Raw genomic sequence first — 18974 nt, 5'->3', positions numbered from 1 at the left:
CGCACGTCAACAGTGCGCAATTTTTAACGCGGTCGTCACGGCAAGACGTTCCGCGACTGTGAGCGACCATAGCGAACGCAGGCAAATTTTGGCAGACTCACAGCGAGGCCTATGACCATCATCACATGTTTGGATACCCTAAGTAGCATTCCGCACCGTTAGGATCAGGTTCTCAGGGTCCTCTGCTGACCCGTCCGCGCATGCCTCGCGTGCCGGAAGCATCGACTTCACGCACCTAGGAACCACTGCATGCTGCCCTCAGGCACCTTTGGCCCCACCGATCGCCCCGTAAGGGGTGCGCAGTCGGTGGCACCTGGTGCAACGGTTGACACAATGCGTGCCGGAACCGAAAACGACACCGAGACTGCAATTTCAGCAACGACGGCAGCCACAGGGGCCCCGGTGTCCCCGCCACGGCATCGCCGCAGACTGCCGCGCAATGCGCTCGGAATTGATATCGCGGCGGTAATGACATCCAGCGCCGCGACCGGGGTGTTGGGTTTCGTCTTCTGGACCGTCGCCGCTCGGGGATATGACACGGCCGAAGTCGGTCGTGCCTCGGCGATCATTTCCTCGGCGACCCTGATCGCCATTCTCGCCAATTTCAGTCTCGGCAGCCTCTACGAACGGTTCCTGCCGCTGGCCGGATCGCAGACCCCACGCGTTGTGCGGCAAGGGATCACCCTGGTCGCGGGCACGGCACTGGTCTTCGGCACCGTGTTCGTGGTCGTGGGCCCGCGCGAGCAGCTCTTCCCGAGCCGGCCCGAGGCCCTGCTGTTCCCCGCCTTCGTGGCCGTGCTCGCCATCTACGCACTGCAGGACCCGATACTGATCGGGCTCGCCCGCGCCCGGACGATCGCCACCAAGAACATCGGACAGTCGACCGCCAAGCTCGTCGTGGTCGCGGCGCTGATCCCCGTGGCCTCCGGTGCAGCCATCGTGTGGTCCTGGGTGCTGCCGGCCGCCGTCATCACCGCGGTCATCGCCATCGTGGTGATCCGCCGCGAGACCGCCACCAGGACCGGGCCTGCGGTGTTACCGCCGCGCCGCGAGCTCTTCGAGTTCTTCGCGAGCTCCTACGCGATCAACGCGGTCGGGGTGACCGTGCCACTGCTGGTGCCGTTGATCGTCGTGGCTCAGCTGGGCACCGAGATGAACGCGTACTTCTCCATGTGCTGGCTCGTCGTGAACACCCTCGGTGTCCTCATCGGCGCCACCGCCGCGCCGTTCATCGCCACCGCCTCGACCCCCGGCGCGGACCTGCGTTCGTGCACGGTCCGATTCGTGGCGCTGTGTGGCGGCGCGGCGGTCCTGGGGTGTGTCGCCCTGCTCGTCACCGCCCCGCTGATCCTGGGCATCCTGGGTCCGCACTACGCCGAGCACGGGACCGGGCTGATCCGCATCATGGCGCTCACCCTGCCGTCGGTGGCGCTGATGACGATCTACACGGCTCTCGCGCGCCTGCAGCGCCGGCTGCGTCTGGCCGTCGCCGCGCAGATCCTGCTGGGTGTCGTGGTGGTCAGCGGTGTCACCCTCACCACGCACCTCTACGGCATCAACGCCGTCGGCTACACCTACCTCGCCGCCGAGCTCCTGAACACCGCGGTGGTGGCCGTCCCGACGGCGATTCTTCTGCGCAAGGTGGCGGCCACGCCCCGCGGCCACGCGCTCGACGCGACGAGCCCGCCGCCGCGTCCTGACCCGCCTCGGCCGGATCTGTCCCGGACGGCACCGATCGAATACCGCACCGTCACCGAACGTTTCGAGGAAGTCGCGACCGAGAAGGCCGACTGCATCGCGCTGCACACCGATCGGGGCTCGATCACCTACGGCGCGTTGCACGCCGCCGCGAACGGATGGTCCGCCGAGCTCGCGGGCAGGGCCGAGCCCGGGTCTGCGGTGGCCCTCGTCGCCGACCTCGAACCCGCCACCGCCGCGGTCGTCCTCGGGAGCTTCGCCGCGGGCGCGCCGCTGGTCCCCCTGGACACCGGCCTGCCGCACGACCGCATGGTCCACATCGTCGACGCCCTCGCCGAGCAGGGCTACCGTCTGCAGACCGTGGTGGCCGACGAGATACGGGCGCCTGTCGTCGCCGGTCTCGCCGGGACCCACACGGTGTGGGCGACACACCGTCCCGTCGACACGGTGGCACGTCCGGTCGCAAGACCCGATCTCGGTCTGCAGTCGGTGACGAGCATCCAGTTCACCTCGGGGTCGTCGGGCGAACCCAAGGCCGTGCTCCACGTCCACGGCACCTGGCTCAGCGACTGGATCCTGCACCGGGACAGGTTCGGCATCGTCGACGGCCGCCGCGTCGCGCTGTGCATGCCGGTCAGCTTCGCCGCCGGCCTCAACGTCCTGGTCGGAGCGCTGCTCTCGGGCGCCGAGGTGGTCGCGATCGACCCCCGCACCTGCACGCCCGAGGCGGCGCTGGACCGGTTGCGGGACTGCGACATCGTGATGTGCACGCCGTCGTTCCTGCACTCGGTGACCGACGCCGCGGGAGGCCGGGTTCTGCACGGCGTCCAGCGCATCGTCACCACTGGAGAACCCTTGTACGGCAGCGTGATCCGGGCAGCGCGTGTATTCGCCCCGAATGCGGTGCTCACCAACTGGGCGGGGTCGTCGGAGACGCTGGGCATCGCGCACTTCGACATGTGGCCCGAAGACGAGATCCCCCGCGGCGTCGTCCCGGCCGGTGTGGCCGTCCCGCACAAGACCCTGGCCGTCGACGACGACGGCCGGTTGACGGTGACCTCCCCCTACCTCGCGGCCGGCTACCTCAAACCCGAACTCGCCACCACCACGTTCACCGCGAACCCCGATGGCAGCCGCACCTTCGTGACCAACGACCGCGCCCGCCTCACCGACGACGGTGTCCTGATGGTGCTCGGCCGGACGGATGTCGCCGTCAAGATCCGCGGTTACCTCGTCGAACCCGCCGAAGTCGAGGCCGCCCTGCTGGAGTGCACCGGGATCAGGGAAGCGCTCGTCGTCGCCGACCAGGCCGCCGAGACACCCACGCTGACAGCGTATGTCGCACCGACTCCGGGGATGCGGACGCCTGCTGTCGCCGACGTGCGCGCCCAACTGCACACCCGACTGCCCGCCTGGATGGTTCCCACGCATGTCGTGATGCTGCAGTCCCTACCGCGCAACGAGCGCGGCAAGGTCGACCGTCAGGCACTGCCCGCCCCCGTTCGCGGACCCATCGTGCCCCCACGGGCCGGTCTCGAGTCCGAGCTCGCAGCTGCCTGGGCCGACGCCCTGCGGCTGGACACGGTCGGACGGGACGAGAACTTCTATGCCCTGGGCGGAGATTCACTCAACGTCCAGCAGATGATCGCCGCCGTCGGCACCCGCTACGGGGTGCAACTGGCCACCTCCGACCTGGCGGGAGCCCCGACGGTGGCCCAGTTCGCCGAGGCGGTCGAGGCGCGCCGCGCCGGAGCCCCGGCCTCGCCCGGACGGCGGCCGGCCCCGACGACGGTCGTCCTGCGGGCGGCGTCGGAATCCACGCGGGGCATACTGTTCTGCTTTGCCGGCGCCGGTGCGTCGGCGCTGACGTTCGCGCCGCTGGCCGATCGCGTCGGTGACAGCACAGCCGTCGTCGCGTTCCAGGCCCAGGGTCTGGAGAACCGGGCATTCCCGGACTGGACCGTGGGGCGGGCGGCACGCCGCCACCTCGCGGATCTGCTTGCGCTGCAACCGGAAGGCCCTTACCGACTCGTCGGTCATTCCCTCGGTGCCTTCATCGCCGTCGACGTCGCCAACCGGCTGCGGGCGCTGGGCCGCCACGTCGAGTCGGTCACGATGCTCGACCCGTTCCTGCCGCCCCGGACGGTCCAGGCAGCCGAACGGCATCTGCCGGGAATACGGTCCACGCTGCTCGAGCAGAAACCCGCGGACCGCTCGGTGCTGTGGCGACACCGGATGTGGTTGCCGCTGGCGGGCATCGTCGACGGCCCGGCGGACCAGAAGGTGATCGCGTTGCGCGAGGTCGGCGTGCGGGTCGGCAGACTGCACCGCCCCAAGCCCTACGCCGGGCGAACACTGTTGGTGCTCAGCAGCTTCAACCTCGACGACGACCGGGTCTGGGCGCAACTGCTGACCGGTGACCTGACGGTGGTGCGCATCCACTGCGACCACGATTCCGTGGTGCGCGAACCCCACGTCGGCCGTGTCGCCGAACTGATCGGCGAGCTCGACGGTCAGGACGGGGCCGGCGGCAGCCGCACCTCCCCCATCACCCCGTGATGGTCCGATCCGGGTAGTTCGACCCGTCGCAGGCTCACGGGTACGGCGCCCCGGGCCAGGATCTTGTCGATCGCCAGCACTGCGGGAAACCAGCGGTCGGCCGGATAGGTCGCGACGATGCCCGCCCCCAGGTGTTCCGCCGCGTCGACGAGATCTTCCCCGTCCCGCGTGCTTTCACGCAGCAGGGCCCGGTAGCGCTGATGGTCGTAGGTCGAGTTGACGTCGGCGCCGACCACGATCGGCTGCGGTTCGGCGGCCAGGACGGCCCCGATGCGTTCGAGTTCGAGGGCCCACCGCCAGGACGGTTCCGGGTAGGGCGGCAGCGGGTGCAGTGCGTACACCGCGACCGGTGCCGCGCCCGGGACGCGAAGGGAGGCGCGCAGGTTGGTGTGTTGCAGCCCGGGAAGCTCACGGGTGTCGGTGAGCGGATGGCGCGAGTAGATGCCCGCCCCGCCGCCACCGCGCCGGGGGTAGAGGTAGGAGAACGGCAGCGCCCGCCCGACCCCGGCGGCGGCGAGCTTCGCGACGGCGGGCTCGGTCAACTCCGAGACGGTGAGCACCTCGACGCCGCCGCCGCGGACCAGATCCACCAGTGCGTGCGGATCGGCCTCTCCGAGCCGGATGTTGGCCTGCAGAACCGTGATCGTCGGTGCGACACCACTTTCCGGACTCTCACCGATGAACAGTGGCAGTTGCGAACCGACACCGACGAGGACGACGACCAGCACGGCGATCGCGGCGCGACGCCACCGCGCGGCGACGAGCAGGACTGCCGAGACACCGGCCAGGATGACGAACAGCGGGGTAAAGGACGCCGTCAACGCGACTGTCGTACTGACCGGCCCGGCGAAGTGCGCGGCCACACCGAGCGCGGCCGCGGCAGCCGAACAGGTGCCGACAACTCCGCAGACCGTGCGAAGCGTCGGCCCAGCGGTCACGCCGACAATTGTGGCCGATCGGCGTCCGCGCGTGCCACCACCCTGCGTGCCGCGCGCAGCGCGGCGCGGGCCCGCACCGGAGCGGGGGCGTTCCATTCGACCGGGGCCTCGACGCTCACCGGCACCGTCGGCAGGGCCCGCAGCATCGACACGAGGTCGATGTCACCCTCTCCGGGGTACAGCCGCGCGGTCCGGCCCTGACGCCGCAACTCGTCGATCGACGTCGGGCGCGGCAGCACGGCATCGCAGATCTGCACGTACCGGGTCCAGTCGGCCGGCAGCATCCGCAGATCCTCCGGGGTGCACAGCGAGCGGTCGTAGTGCAGCGCGTCGACCAGCAGCCCGGTCCCGGCGGTTGCGCTGCCCCGCACGATGAGGGCGGCCTCGGCGAGATCGCGGACATCCGTCCACGGCATCGGCTCGAGGTGCACCGACATCGCGAATTCGCCCGCGAAGCCCGCGAGCTCGCCCAGGTTGTCGGCGAGCCTGCCGTGGTCGGGGTCGTTGCCGGTGACCAGGACGTGCCGGGCGCCCAGGTAGGCGCCGGTCTCCAGGAACGCACCGAAGTCGTCCCGCACGACGGTCTCGGGACGCAGCCGCAGCACTTCGATGTCGAGCAGGGCCACTCCGGTGTCGTCGAGACGCAGCCGCGTCTCCCGGATCATCGGTGTCTGCCCGAGCGTCGGGCGCAGCGGCTCCTGGGCGGTGGCGCGGATCAGCCGCAGGCCGACCGCATCGAAGCCCGCCCCGGCAGCACACGCGACGAGCTCAGGCGGGCTGAGCTCCAGCACTGTCAACGGGGCGAGCGCGATGGGTCGGGCCGGGCCGGGGTCAGGCAGCGGCCGGCCGGACGAGAATCTCACGCGCACTCCTCATTTCTTAGGGTGCCCTCATTGTCAGCCAGATCCGCGATTCCCAGGGGGCTACGTCCGTCCGCCCGGGCGGCACGTGGGCAGGTGCGTACGGTGTTCACATGGCAGCCCTTGATCCCGTCCTGCAGAAGGTTCTCGAGGTCGTCCCGTTCCAGCTGACGACCGACGGTGGACCCGAGCCCGCACGCCGACGCTTCGCCGATCTCCCACGCAGTCCGGTACTTCCGGAGGTGCAGGCCCACGACCGCAGCATCGACGGCCCCGCAGGGCCGATCGCCGTGCGCATCTACCGTCCACCGTCCGAGGACGCCGTCCTGCCCGTGGTGGTGTTCATCCACGGCGGCGGCTGGACCGTCGGCGACCTCGACACCTACGACGGCCAGGCCCGCATGCACGCGGCCGGCGCCCATGCGGTGGTCGTGTCGGTCGACTACCGACTCGCCCCCGAGCACCCGTTCCCCGCCGCCGTCGACGACGTCTGGGCCGCGACGCAGTGGGTCGCGGCCCATGCCGCCGACCTGGGGGCCGACCCGGGCAGGCTTGCCGTGGCCGGCGATTCGGCAGGTGGCAACCTGGCCGCGGTCATGGCGCAACTGGCCCGCGACGCGGGCATTCCGGTGCGGTTCCAGCTCCTGTGGTACCCGTCCACGACCTTCGACACGTCCCTGCCGTCCTTCAACGAGAACGCCCACGCCCCCATCCTGGATCTGGCGTCCTGCAAGGGTTTCAGCCGCTGGTACGTCGGCGACCTGGACCTGTCGGCGCCGCCCGCGACGTTGATCCCCGCCCGCGGCGACCTGTCGGGCCTGCCGCCGGCCTACATCGCGGTGGCCGGTCACGATCCGCTGCGCGACGACGGGATGCGCTATGCGGAGCTGCTGACGGCGGCCGGGGTCTCCGTCCAAGTCCACAACGCCGAGACGCTGGTTCACGGATATCTCGGCTACGCAGGCATCGTGCCGGCAGCCACCGAGGCCACCGACCGCGGCCTGGCCGCGCTGCGCGAAGCGCTGGGCTGATGTCGACGCCCCACCACGAGACGGTGATCGTCGGTGCCGGGTTCTCCGGGATCGGCACGGCGATCAGGCTCGACCGCGCCGGCATGTCCGACTACCTGATCATCGAGGCGGGCTCGGAGCCCGGCGGCACCTGGTACTGGAACACCTATCCGGGCATCGCGGTCGACATCCCGTCCTTCTCCTACCAGTTCTCCTTCGAGCAGAGCACCGAATGGTCACGCACCTACGCACCGGGCCACGAACTGGCTGCCTATGCGGCGCGCTGCGTCGACAGATACGGTCTGCGACCGCGGATCCGATTCGACACGATGGTGAACGGCGCGGAATTCGATGACACCGAGGGCATCTGGACCCTCACCCTGGAATCGAACGGTGCGGTCCGCACGCTGACCGCACGCTATCTGATCAATGCCAGCGGCGTGCTGACGGTCCCGAAGTCACCCGACATCGCAGGGGTCGACACCTTCGGCGGCATCACCATGCACACCGCGCGGTGGGACCACACGCAGGATCTGAGCGGCAAGCGTGTCGCCGTCATCGGCACGGGCGCCTCGGCAGTGCAGGTGATCCCGGAGATCGCCCCGATCGTCGCGCAGCTCACCGTGTTCCAGCGCACCCCGATCTGGTGCTTCCCGAAATTCGATGTGCCCCTGTCGAAGACGGCCAGAACGATGATGCGGCTGCCGTTCGGCCAGACGCTGCAACGTTTTCTCAGCCAGGCCTACGTGGAACTCACCTTCCCGCTGGCGGCCCAGTACTTCACGGTGAACCCGATGGCCAAGCGGATGGGAGCACTCGGCGAGGCATATCTGCGCAGACAGGTCGAGGATCCGGTGACGCGCGACAAGCTGACCCCGCGCTACGCCGTCGGATGCAAGCGCCCGGGCTTCCACAACACCTATCTGTCGACGTTCAACCGCGACAACGTCGACCTGGTGACCGAACCCATCGAGAAGATCACCGACACCGGGGTGGCCACCACCGACGGTTCGCTGCGCGACGTCGATGTGCTGATCCTCGCGACCGGCTTCAAGGTGCTGGACACCGACAATGTTCCGACGTTTCCCGTGACGGGCCCGAAAGGCCGCTCCCTGTCCCAGTTCTGGAACGAGAACCGGTTGCAGGCCTACGAAGGTGTCAGCATTCCGGGCTTCCCGAACTTCTTCACGGTCTTCGGCCCGTACGGGTACGTCGGCTCGTCGTACTTCGCGTTGATCGAGGCGCAGACCGGGCACATCGTGCGGTGCCTGGACGCCGCGAAGCGCCGGGGCGCCACCCGGGTCGAGGTGCGCCGGGAAGCCAACGATCGCTACTTCGCCGAGATGATGCGCAAGCGACACCGGCAGATCTTCTGGCAGGACAGCTGTCGCCTGTCCAACAGCTACTACTTCGATCAGCACGGCGACGTGCCGCTGCGCCCGGCCAGCACCGTGGAGGCGTTCTGGCGCAGCCGCCGGTTCCCGATCGACGACTACGAGTTCGCCTCCTAGGGCCGGAGCTCACCGCAGGATGCGAGCGGATCGACCAGCTGGTAGGGGTCATCGGACCTGAGCGGCAACGCTTTCGGGGACGTCGGCAGGGCACCGGACGCAGTCAGCGCGGCAGCCAGATCGCGGCGCACCCACAGGCCGTCGGTGCGCGATGTGCGGTGGATCTCGACGTAGTCGGTGGCCAGCCTCGGGTCATCGACGAGGCCGGTGGTGTCCGACCACTCGTGGTGGGTCTCGATGAACTCGGGGCGCGCCGCGAAGACGTCATCACGCAGTCCCGCCGCGTCGTCCTGCGACCAGCGCTGCGCCAGTTGCGCATCCGCCAGCCCCCCGAGATCGATGATGCGCAGATCGCTGACCAGCGCGGTGCCCCCGATGTCCGGCGTGGCGACCGTCGCGTCGTCGAGGCGAAGGGCGGCGGCATAGTCGTTGACCGTCCACCCGGCGTAGCTCGCGACAGCACACATCGGCACGGTCGGGTCGGCGCGAAATGTCCACGCGGAGTGGGCGAGAACGGGTGCGGCGATCAGCGTGCCGAGGGCGCAGGAGGCCCACACCCGCCGACGTTCGCGGGCCTCGGCGCCCGCGACGAGCTGAGCCCCGGCCACCGCGATCATGAGCGCCCCCGTCGCCCAGATGGGAGTGGCGAACCGGCGCTGGCCCATCCAGTCACCTTCGAGGATCGCGAACGCCACGGCTGCCAGGGCGAAGACGAGAAGTAGCGCCTTGAGGCCCGAGGCGTCGCCGGTCTTGCGCCGAAGCACGAGGACGACGAACACCGTTCCGAGCACTGCGGGCGCCACCCCGGTGAACAGGATGAGCTCGAAAGGCCTTGCCAGACCGATCAGATCGGGCAGACCCTGCGATTTCGCGATGGCGGTGTTGGGCACCAGTTCGCCGAAAGTCGCGTAGCGCCACAGCAACAGGGCACCGAGGGGCACCGCGAACGCCGCGGTGCCGATGCCGGCACTGCGCAGCTTGTCGCCGAGGCCGGCCCGAGTCAGCAGCAGCACGGCCAGAGGGTAGGCCAGCAGATAGATCATCCCGTCGGGACGGGTCAGCCCCGCGACCGCCGCAAGGGCCCCGCACAGCAGCGCGGTACGGGTGTTCAGCAGCCTGTTGTGGTGCGCCGCGGTCGCGATGCTTGCCGCCAGCCAGCCGACGGCCGCGGCCAGCAGCGAGTTCTCCAGACCCGAGAAACACCAGATGACGAACGACGGGATGGCGGCAGTGATCGCACCCGCGACAATCGTCACAGTGACCGGACTGCGGGTCAGCGCCTTCGCCACGCGGTAGTACGCGGCATAGAGCACGGCGCAGCAGATCAGCGCCAGGAGCTTCGGGAACATCACCTGGTCGGGGACGCCGAAGAGCGTCCCGTGGTCGAACAGCCGCATCATGTGGCCGACCACCAGCAGAGCCAGCCACGCCGGGTTCGAGTATCCCTCGACCGGATCGGCACCGGGCTGCAGCACCGGTCCGAGACCCGTGGCCACCGAGCGCACGTAGGCGAAGGTGATGGCGGCATCGTCGATGATCCACCCGCCGTAGACGAGCGCATGCAGTCCCACCAGGAGAGTGGGGGTCCCGATCGCCGCAACGGGGGCCCACACCGAGGTCCGTCGCTGCACGCCGTTCAGATCCGGACGCTCGACCACTGTTTGCTCGCTGCTCATCCCCACCAACATCTCACAGCTCATGCCGCATGTACGCGTCCGGAAAAGGTTTCCTGGACTATAGCGCAGCGGCGGCCGCGGCGGAGACCTCCGTCCCGCGGGCCGGCGCGAAAAACCCCGCGCCCGTGGCGGACGCGGGGCTTTCGACGGCGGGGTCTAGACCGCGGACTTCAGGTCGTCGACCTTGTTGAGCTGCTCCCACGGCAGCTCGATGTCGGTGCGGCCGAAGTGGCCGTACGCGGCGGTCGGGGCGTAGATCGGGCGCAGCAGGTCGAGGTCGCGGATGATCGCGCCGGGGCGCAGATCGAAGACCTCGCCGATGGCCTTCTCGATCTTGACCGGGTCGACCGTCTCGGAACCGAAGGTCTCGACGAACAGGCCGACCGGGGCGGCCTTGCCGATCGCGTAGGCGACCTGGACCTCGACCCGCTCGGCCAGGCCGGCGGCGACGACGTTCTTGGCCACCCAGCGCATCGCGTACGCCGCGGAGCGGTCCACCTTCGACGGATCCTTGCCGGAGAAGGCGCCGCCACCGTGACGGGCCCAGCCGCCGTAGGTGTCGACGATGATCTTGCGGCCGGTCAGACCGGCGTCGCCCATCGGGCCACCGAGCACGAACTTGCCCGTCGGGTTGACCAGGATGCGCGGGGCCGAGGTGTCGAGCGTCTCGTGACCCAGCTCGGTGAGCACGGTCTGGATGACGTGCTCGGTGATCTCCGGCGTGAGCTGGTCGTCGAGGTCGATGCCGTCGGCGTGCTGGGTCGAGAGCACGACGGTGTCGAGGCGCACCGGGGTGGTGCCGTCGTACTGCACGGTCACCTGGGTCTTGCCGTCGGGACGCAGGTAGTCGAGCGTTCCGTTCTTGCGGACCTCGGTCAGCTTGCGCGACAAGCGGTGCGCCAGCGCGATCGGCAGCGGCATCAGCTCAGGGGTGTCGGCGATCGCGTAGCCGAACATCAGCCCCTGGTCGCCGGCACCCTGCGAGTCCAGCGGGTCTCCGGCACCTTCGACACGGGTTTCGTGCGCCGTGTCCACACCCTGGGCGATGTCGGGCGACTGTGCGCCGATACCGATGTTCACACCACAGGTGAGACCGTCGAAGCCCTTGTCGGAGTGGTCGTAGCCGATCTCCAGGATCCGCTCGCGCACCGTGTTGGTGATGTCCGCGAACGCCGTCTTCGCGGTCGTCGTCACCTCACCGACGACGTGGACCTGGCCCGTCGTGACCAGCGTCTCCACCGCGACGCGCGACTTCGGGTCGTCGGCGAGCAGTGCGTCGAGCACCGAGTCGCTGATGGCGTCACAGATCTTGTCGGGGTGCCCTTCGGTCACCGACTCACTGGTAAACAGCCGAGCTTCACTCACGTCCGATCCCTTTCTACTCAAGCACGCCTGAGATAGTTAGTCTGTCAACTTATACCTGTCACGAAAGCACGCGACTCCGGCGCCCTAAGCACCCAAGCGTGTCCCCCCGCGGCGCGCAACCCTTACGCGCACGCTGACGTCTGTTGTTCGCGATTACCTCGCACCGGAATGCAGGAACCCGGCGATCGCGTCCACAATACGGCTCGCGATCACCGTCTTCGACCCGTGCTCCAGTGCCGACTCCGTTCCATCGGCCGACAACAGCCAGCCGTCGTTGTGGTCGACTTCGAACGCGCGGTTCTCCCCCACGGCGTTGACGACGAGCAAATCGCAGCCCTTGCGCTTCAGCTTGGCCCGGGCGTGGAACAGCACGTCGCCGTTGGCGTCCCCCGTCTCGGCGGCAAACCCGACGATGGCCTGCATGTTCGGCAGCTGGCCGTCCTGCCGGGACCGCACCGCGCCGGCCAGCACGTCGTCGTTGCGGACGAGCTCGATGGCGGGGTCGGTCGTGGCGTCGGGCCCCTTCTTGATCTTGCTCGTGGCCGGATGCGCCGGCCGGAAGTCTGCGACCGCGGCGGCCATCACGAGGACGTTGGCCTCGGGTGCATGCTTGGACACGGCGTCGCGCAGCTGGGCGGCCGACCCCACATGGGTCACGTGCACGCCGGCGGGATCGATGAGACCGGCGGTGTTGCCGGCGACGAGGGTCACGTCGGCGCCACGCTGGGCGAGGACGCGCGCCATGGCGTACCCCTGCTTGCCCGAGCTGCGGTTGCCGATGAACCGGACCGGGTCGATGGGTTCGCGGGTGCCGCCGGCGGTGACGAGCACCTTGACCCCGGCGAAGTCGTACGGAAGCGCGTCGCTGCGCGCGAGGAGAAGCTGGGCCAGCGTCGTGATCTCTTCGGCTTCCGGCAGCCGACCGGGCCCGGTGTCGGCACCGGTCAGGCGGCCCGACGCGGGTTCCATCACGACGCAACCCCGGCGACGTAGCGTCGCGACGTTGTCCACGGTCGCCGGGTGCAGCCACATCTCGGTGTGCATGGCCGGCGCGTAGAGCACCGGGCACCGGGCGGTCAGCAGCGTCGCGGTCAGCAGATCGTCCGCGCGCCCGCTCGCGGCGCGAGCAAGCAGGTCGGCGGTCGCGGGCGCGACCACGACGAGGTCGGCGGCCTGACCGATGCGGACGTGGGGTACCTCGTGGACGTCTTCGAAGACACCGGTGGACACCGGGTTTCCGGACAGCGCCTCGAACGTCGCGGCGCCGACGAACTTCAGGGCGGACTCGGTGGGCACGACCCGCACCGAGTGCCCGGCCTCGGTGAGCTGGCGGACGACGGTCGCCGCCTTGTACGCGGCGATGCCACCGGCGACACCGACGATGATCCGCTTGGCACTCACCGGTGTCTGCTCCCCGCCCGAGGGCTCATCGCCGCCCCTCAGCCCGCTACTCGCCCTCGGTGTGCTCGAGGAGGTCGCCGTGGATCTCGCGCATCGCGATCGACAGCGGCTTCTCCTGCAGGCCCGGCTCGACCAGCGGACCGACGTATTCGAGGATGCCGTCACCGAGCTGGTTGTAGTAGTCGTTGATCTGACGCGCGCGCTTGGCGGCGTAGATGACCAGCGCATACTTGCTCGAAGCGCGGTCCAGCAACTCGTCGATGGGCGGGTTGGTGATGCCCAGCGGCGTGTCATACGCACTGGCGGCGGACGGATCGATGGCGACCGGGGTCAACGGGTTGCTCACGTAGAGGTTCTCCTGAAAAAGATCTGAAAATTAGGGCTGATCGCGCCGCTCCGGCGCGTGGGCCACCAGCAAGGATACCAATTCCGCGCAGGCAGACTCCAATTGACTGTTGACGACCACCTCGTCGAAGTCGCCCTGAGCGGCGAGTTCGGCCTTCGCGGTCTCCAGACGCCGGGCCATCGCCTCGGGCGTTTCGGTGCCGCGTCCGGTCAGCCGGCTCTCCAGGGCCTCCCAGCTCGGCGGCGCCAGGAAGACCGTGGTGGCTTCGGGCATGGCCGCTTTGACCGCCCGGGCGCCTTCAAGATCGACCTCGATCAACACCGGACGGCCCGCCGCGGTCGCGGCGCGCACGGGGGCGGCAGGTGTGCCGGAGCGGTGGAGTCCGCCATGGATCTCAGCCCATTCGAGCAGGGCGCCGTCGGCGATGAGCTGCTCGAACTGCTCTGCCGTGACAAACGTGTAGTCCACGCCGTCGACCTCGCCGGGACGCGGGGCCCTGGTGGTCACCGAGACGCTGAAGTGCAGGTCGGGGACCCGCTCCCGCAGGCACCGCACGACGGTGGACTTACCGACGGCAGACGGGCCGGACAACACCAGGACCGCAGCCCCGGACGCGTCGCCCGGCCCTCCGCCTTCGCTCACCGACCTCCCTTTACGAGAAGTCGAACTTTTCCAGCAGGGCCTTGCGCTGACGATCGCCCAGGCCGCGCAGCCGGCGGGTGGGGGCGATCTCGAGCTCGGTCATGATTTCCTGCGCCTTGACCTTGCCGACCTTGGGCAGGGCCTCCAGGAGTGCGGAAACCTTCATCTTGCCCAGGACCTCATCGGTCTCGGCGTCCTTGAGGACCTGCTTGAGGTTGGTGCCGCCGCGCTTGAGCCGGTCTTTGAGCTCCGCTCGTGCTCGACGTGCGGCAGCAGCCTTCTCCAACGCTGCCGCGCGCTGTTCGTCGGTCAACTGGGGAAGGGCCACGGGTTCCTCCGTCTCGTCACCATCAACTGATTTGTCTCGGCTGGTAGTGGCGGAACCAGAACCAGCCAGCGTGGACGACCGTACCCACGCACGCTGACGAAAGCTAACCCCACCCCCGCCTTGTCGGCTCAAAAGCCCAGCGTGTAGCGCGCAGTGGCCTGATCCGCAGGATGCCGGGCCCCCGGGGCGTCGCGACCCCCCAGCGACCGTCGATCCGGGCAAAGCGCCTGCGTATCGCCGATATTTGCGCGTAATCGACGCCGACGGCGAATCTCCGGCCCCGCCGCGACGTCGCGACGCGAACGCCGGAACGCGACGACCTGAGAATTTCGGCTGGTCATCGCGTGTCGGGCGTGTCGCAGACCGGCATCGGCGCGGTAACGACGCCGCGTACGACCTGCGTCGACGCGGTGGCGCGGACGCCCGCTCAGGGGGCCTCGGCGAGGTGGGCGACCGCGTCGCGCATCCGCTCGGCGGCGGCCCGCAGCGCGGCCACGTCCGGTCCCGCGCGAAGCACCTCCCGCGACACCGCGGGCAGCAGCTGACCCGCTGCGGCGCCCCCGAGGCCCGCCAGCGCGTCGGGACGGCCGCCCTGCGCGCCCACGCCCGGAACGAGCACAGGGCCGTTCAGCGCGCTGACATCGGGCGGATCGGACAGGGTGGCGCCGACGACAACGCCCACCGAGCCGTAGCCCACCGAGCCGTAGCCCACCGAGCCGTAGCCGACCGAGCCGTAGCCGCCCGCACCGTTGAGCGCGGCGGCCGCGTCGACGATCGTCTGGGCGACGGTGCGGCCGTCGACCGTCGCGCGCTGCACGGAGGCTCCCTCGGGGTTCGAGGTCGCCGCCAGCACGAAGACGCCGCGCCCGTGCCGGGCGGCCGTGTCGAGCAGGGGCTGCAGCGAACCGAACCCCAGGTACGGCGAGGCCGTCACCGCGTCGGCGGCCAGCGGCGACTCACCGGCCCACGCGGCGGCGTAGGCCGCCATCGTGGACCCGATGTCGCCGCGCTTGGCGTCGGCGAGCACCAGCACGCCCTCCCGCCTCAGGGCCTCGGTGGTGCGCTCCAGCACCGCAAAGCCTGCCGAGCCGTAGGCCTCGAAGAAGGCGACCTGCGGCTTGACCACCGCGAAGCCGGCGAACGCGGTGACGCAGATCTCGCTGAAGCGGGCCAGCCCAGCGGGGTCCGCGGTCAGCCCCCAGCGGTCGAGCAGTTCGGGATGGGGATCGATGCCCAGGCACAGCGGGCCCCGCTGCGCCATAGCCGCCGACAGGCGGTCACCGAACCCGCCGCCCACGGTCACGAACCGAGCACGCTGTGCAGCTCCTGCAGCGACATCACGCCGATGTCGCCGCGGATCCCCGCCTCGATGCCCTGCACCGCGGCCGACGCGCCCTGCACCGTCGTCACACACGGAATGTTCATCGACACCGCGGCCGAGCGGATCTCGTAACCGTCGATGCGGGGCCCGGAGTTGCCGTACGGCGTGTTGAGCACCATGTCGACCTCGCCGGCCTTGATCGCGTCCACCGCGGACGGCAGCGGGTTGGGCCCAGTGGGCTCCTCGAAGTGCTTGCGCACCTCCTCACACGGAATTCCGTTGCGCCGCAACATCTCCGCAGTGCCCTCGGTGGCCAGCACCCGGAACCCGAGGTCGGCGAGGCGCTTGACCGGGAACACCATCGAGCGCTTGTCCCTGTTGGCCACCGACACGAACACCGTGCCCTGCGCGGGCAACGAGCCGTAGGCAGCGGTCTGACTCTTGGCGAACGCGCTGCCGAAATCGTGGGCGATACCCATCACCTCGCCGGTCGACTTCATCTCCGGGCCGAGCAGCGAGTCGATCTGGGACCCGTCGGACTTGCGGAACCGATGGAACGGAAGGACGGCTTCCTTCACCGCGACCGGTGCGTTGCGTGCCGTGGTGGCGCCGTCGCCGGTCCTGGCCAGCACGCCCTCTTCGCGCAGCTGCGCGATGGTCGCGCCCAGCATGACCCGGGCGCACGCCTTGGCCAGCGGGACCGCGGTCGCCTTGGACACGAACGGCACGGTGCGGCTCGCACGCGGGTTGGCCTCCAGGACATAGAGGACGTCGTCCTTGAGTGCGTACTGCACGTTGAGCAGACCGATCACGCCGATCCCGAAGGCGATGGCCTCGGTCGCGCGCCGCACGGCCTCGATGTCACTGCGGCCCAGAGTGACCGGGGGTAGCGCGCACGCCGAGTCGCCGGAGTGGATGCCGGCCTCCTCGATGTGCTCCATCACCCCGCCGATGTAGACCTCGGTGCCGTCGCACAGCGCGTCGACGTCGATCTCGATCGCGTCTTCGAGGAACCGGTCGACCAGGACGGGGTGCTCCGGCGAGAGCTGGGTGGCCCTGGTGATGTAGCCCTCCAGCGTCTCCTCGTCGTAGACGATCTCCATTCCGCGCCCACCCAGCACGTAGGACGGTCGCACCAGCACCGGGTAGCCGATCTCGGCGGCGATCCGGCGGGCCTGGTCGAAGCTGGTAGCCATGCCGAACCGCGGTGCGGGCAGACCGGCGCGGCGCAGCACCTCTCCGAACTCGCCGCGGTCCTCGGCGAGGTCGATCGCCTCCGGCGGGGTGCCCACGATCGGCACACCCGCCTTCTCCAGCCGCTCGGCCAGCCCCAGCGGGGTCTGCCCGCCGAGCTGCACGATGACCCCGATCACGCCGGGTCCGCCGTGGCCCGAGGCCTGTTCGGCGAAGTAGATCTCGAGGACGTCTTCGAACGTGAGCGGTTCGAAGTACAGCCGGTCGGCGGTGTCGTAGTCCGTCGAGACCGTCTCGGGATTGCAGTTGATCATCACGGTCTCGAAGCCGGCCTGACTCAGCGTGGTCGCGGCATGCACGCAGCTGTAGTCGAACTCGATGCCCTGACCGATGCGGTTGGGGCCCGAGCCGAGAATGAGGACCTTCGGCCGTTCGGTCTGCGGGGCCACCTCGGTCTCTGCCGCGGGGTCCATCTCGTAGCTGCTGTAGTGGTAGGGCGTCTTGGCCTCGAACTCGGCGGCACAGGTGTCGACGGTCTTGAACACGGGGTGGATGCCCAGACGTTGCCGCAGCGCCCGCACGCCCATCTCGCCGGCGAGTTCGGGTCGCAGTGCGGCGATCTGGCGGTCGGAGAGTCCGTGGTGCTTGCTGCGGCGCAGCAGATCCCCCTCCAGCACGGGGGCGTCGATCAGCTCGGCACGCAGCGCGACGAGTCCACCGATCTGGTCGACGAACCACGGATCGACCCCGGAGGCCTCGGCGACCTCCTCGACCGTCGCGCCGAGGCGCAGCGCGTATTCGATGTCGTAGAGCCGTCCATCGGTGGCGGTGCGCAGCCGGGTGAGCACGTCGGCGACGTCGCCCTCGGGGTCGGGTCCGGTCCAGAAGCCGGCGCGGCCGGTCTCCAGCGAGCGCATCACCTTGCCGAGCGCCTCGATGAAGTTGCGGCCCAACGACATCGCCTCGCCGACCGACTTCATCGTGGTGGTCAGCGTGGCGTCGGCGCCGGGGAACTTCTCGAACGCGAACCGCGGCGCCTTGACCACGACGTAGTCCAGCGTGGGTTCGAAGCACGCCGGGGTCTCTTTGGTGATGTCGTTGACGATCTCGTCGAGGGTGTACCCGATGGCCAGCTTGGCCGCGATCTTGGCGATCGGGAATCCGGTGGCCTTGGACGCCAGCGCCGAGGACCGCGACACCCGGGGGTTCATCTCGATGACGATGAGGCGGCCGTCCTTCGGGTTGACCGCGAACTGGATGTTGCAGCCGCCGGTGTCCACCCCGACCTCGCGCAGGATGTCGATGCCCAGTGTGCGCATGGTCTGGTACTCGCGGTCGGTCAGCGTCATCGCGGGCGCGACGGTCACCGAGTCGCCGGTGTGCACACCCATCGGGTCGAAGTTCTCGATCGAGCACACCACCACGACGTTGTCGCGGCCGTCGCGCATCAGCTCGAGCTCGTATTCCTTCCACCCGTAGATGGATTCCTCGATCAGCACGTTCGCCGACGGGGAGGCGGCCAGCCCGTCGCCGGCCATCCGCTCGACGTCGTCGGCCGAGTAGGCCATACCCGAGCCGAGGCCGCCCATCGTGAAGCTCGGCCGCACGACGACCGGAAGACCGAGTTCGGCGACGGTGTCGCGCACCTCGTCCATCGTGAAGCAGACCCGGGACTTGGCCGACTCGCCACCGACCTTGGTGACGATGTCCTTGAACTTCTGCCGGTCCTCACCGCGCTGGATCGCGTCGAAGTTCGCGCCGATCAGCTCAACGCCGTACCTGTCGAGGGCGCCGTTCTCGAAGAGCTTCACCGCGGTGTTGAGCGCGGTCTGGCCACCGAGGGTGGGCAGCAGCGCGTCGATCTTGTTGCCGCGCTCGGCCTGCTGGGCGATCACCTTCTCGACGAAATCGGCGGTGATGGGCTCGACATAGGTGTGGTCGGCGTACTCCGGATCGGTCATGATCGTCGCCGGGTTGGAGTTGATCAGGGTCACCTGCAGGCCTTCGGCCCGCAGCACCCGGCAGGCCTGGGTGCCCGAGTAGTCGAACTCGGCGGCCTGACCGATCAGGATCGGGCCTGACCCGATCACCAGGACGTGGTTGAGATCTGCGCGACGCGGCATCT

General features: G+C 69.3%; 13 protein-coding genes. 3 read left to right on the top strand and 10 right to left on the bottom strand.

Translation table 11 applies throughout. The annotated features are described in order from the left end of the window. Window positions 1-468 precede the first annotated feature (468 nt). Window positions 469-4257, top strand: coding sequence for a lipopolysaccharide biosynthesis protein (locus FHR72_RS09565; protein ID WP_183467687.1), 3789 nt, complete (start codon window positions 469-471; stop codon window positions 4255-4257). On the opposite strand, the gene FHR72_RS09560 is transcribed toward FHR72_RS09565, so the two are convergent. Further along, window positions 4212-5195: an endonuclease/exonuclease/phosphatase family protein gene (locus FHR72_RS09560; RefSeq protein ID WP_311736103.1), complete on the bottom strand. Its 984-nt coding sequence runs from the start codon at window positions 5193-5195 to the stop codon at window positions 4212-4214. The two genes, FHR72_RS09565 and FHR72_RS09560, sit on opposite strands and share 46 nt — an antisense overlap. After that, window positions 5192-6058, bottom strand: a complete 867-nt coding sequence (locus FHR72_RS09555) for a sugar phosphate isomerase/epimerase family protein (protein ID WP_183467685.1) — start codon at window positions 6056-6058, stop codon at window positions 5192-5194. Before FHR72_RS09555 ends, FHR72_RS09560 begins: the two co-directional genes overlap by 4 nt. Window positions 6059-6168: 110 nt before the next feature. Between FHR72_RS09555 and FHR72_RS09550 the strand changes: the two genes are divergently transcribed. Continuing rightward, a complete protein-coding gene (locus tag FHR72_RS09550) occupies window positions 6169-7086 on the top strand; it encodes an alpha/beta hydrolase (protein WP_183467684.1) in 918 nt (305 codons plus the stop codon). Then, the gene (locus FHR72_RS09545; RefSeq protein WP_183467683.1) at window positions 7086-8576 is read left to right on the top strand and encodes a flavin-containing monooxygenase; all 1491 of its coding nucleotides are present in this window, start codon (window positions 7086-7088) and stop codon (window positions 8574-8576) included. Before FHR72_RS09550 ends, FHR72_RS09545 begins: the two co-directional genes overlap by 1 nt. Here FHR72_RS09545 and FHR72_RS09540 read toward each other — a convergent pair. The 8 genes from FHR72_RS09540 to carB form a co-directional block, all read right to left on the bottom strand. After that, a complete protein-coding gene (locus FHR72_RS09540; RefSeq protein WP_183467682.1) occupies window positions 8573-10252 on the bottom strand; it encodes a DUF8728 domain-containing protein in 1680 nt (559 codons plus the stop codon). The two genes, FHR72_RS09545 and FHR72_RS09540, sit on opposite strands and share 4 nt — an antisense overlap. Window positions 10253-10408: 156 nt before the next feature. Next, a complete protein-coding gene (gene metK / locus FHR72_RS09535; RefSeq protein ID WP_183467681.1) occupies window positions 10409-11617 on the bottom strand; it encodes a methionine adenosyltransferase in 1209 nt (402 codons plus the stop codon). A 153-nt stretch (window positions 11618-11770) separates the two neighbouring features. Further along, on the bottom strand, window positions 11771-13018 hold the full coding sequence (gene coaBC, locus FHR72_RS09530) for a bifunctional phosphopantothenoylcysteine decarboxylase/phosphopantothenate--cysteine ligase CoaBC (protein WP_183467680.1): 1248 nt from the start codon (window positions 13016-13018) through the stop codon (window positions 11771-11773). A 46-nt stretch (window positions 13019-13064) separates the two neighbouring features. Further along, window positions 13065-13364 (bottom strand): DNA-directed RNA polymerase subunit omega, encoded by a 300-nt coding sequence (rpoZ, locus tag FHR72_RS09525; RefSeq protein ID WP_183467679.1) that lies wholly within the window; start codon window positions 13362-13364, stop codon window positions 13065-13067. A gap of 30 nt (window positions 13365-13394) precedes the next feature. After that, on the bottom strand, window positions 13395-14006 hold the full coding sequence (gene gmk / locus FHR72_RS09520; protein ID WP_183467678.1) for a guanylate kinase: 612 nt from the start codon (window positions 14004-14006) through the stop codon (window positions 13395-13397). A gap of 10 nt (window positions 14007-14016) precedes the next feature. After that, complete coding sequence (gene mihF / locus FHR72_RS09515; RefSeq protein ID WP_003932123.1) at window positions 14017-14334, bottom strand: integration host factor, actinobacterial type; 318 nt, start codon at window positions 14332-14334, stop codon at window positions 14017-14019. A 427-nt stretch (window positions 14335-14761) separates the two neighbouring features. Beyond that, entirely contained in the window at window positions 14762-15637 is an 876-nt protein-coding gene (gene pyrF / locus FHR72_RS09510) for an orotidine-5'-phosphate decarboxylase (protein ID WP_311736102.1), read from the bottom strand. Beyond that, complete coding sequence (gene carB, locus FHR72_RS09505; protein ID WP_183467677.1) at window positions 15634-18972, bottom strand: carbamoyl-phosphate synthase large subunit; 3339 nt, start codon at window positions 18970-18972, stop codon at window positions 15634-15636. The genes pyrF and carB overlap by 4 nt, the downstream gene beginning before the upstream one ends. Window positions 18973-18974: the final 2 nt, after the last annotated feature.

It is taken from the genome of Mycolicibacterium iranicum (assembly GCF_014190915.1).
In the GTDB taxonomy this organism is placed as follows: Bacteria; Actinomycetota; Actinomycetes; order Mycobacteriales; family Mycobacteriaceae; genus Mycobacterium; species Mycobacterium iranicum_B.
Note: the sequence above shows the minus strand (reverse complement) of the source record. Positions and strands in the feature narration are given on the sequence as shown.

What these genes read in the sequence shown, in the direction of transcription:
- FHR72_RS09565 (WP_183467687.1), top strand. Translation starts at nt 469, where the DNA reads ATGACATCCAGCGCCGCGACCGGGGTGTTGGGTTTCGTCTTCTGGACC.
- FHR72_RS09550 (WP_183467684.1), top strand. Translation starts at nt 6,169, where the DNA reads ATGGCAGCCCTTGATCCCGTCCTGCAGAAGGTTCTCGAGGTCGTCCCG.
- FHR72_RS09545 (WP_183467683.1), top strand. Translation starts at nt 7,086, where the DNA reads ATGTCGACGCCCCACCACGAGACGGTGATCGTCGGTGCCGGGTTCTCC.
- FHR72_RS09540 (WP_183467682.1), bottom strand. Translation starts at nt 10,252, where the DNA reads ATGAGCAGCGAGCAAACAGTGGTCGAGCGTCCGGATCTGAACGGCGTG.
- carB (WP_183467677.1), bottom strand. Translation starts at nt 18,972, where the DNA reads ATGCCGCGTCGCGCAGATCTCAACCACGTCCTGGTGATCGGGTCAGGC.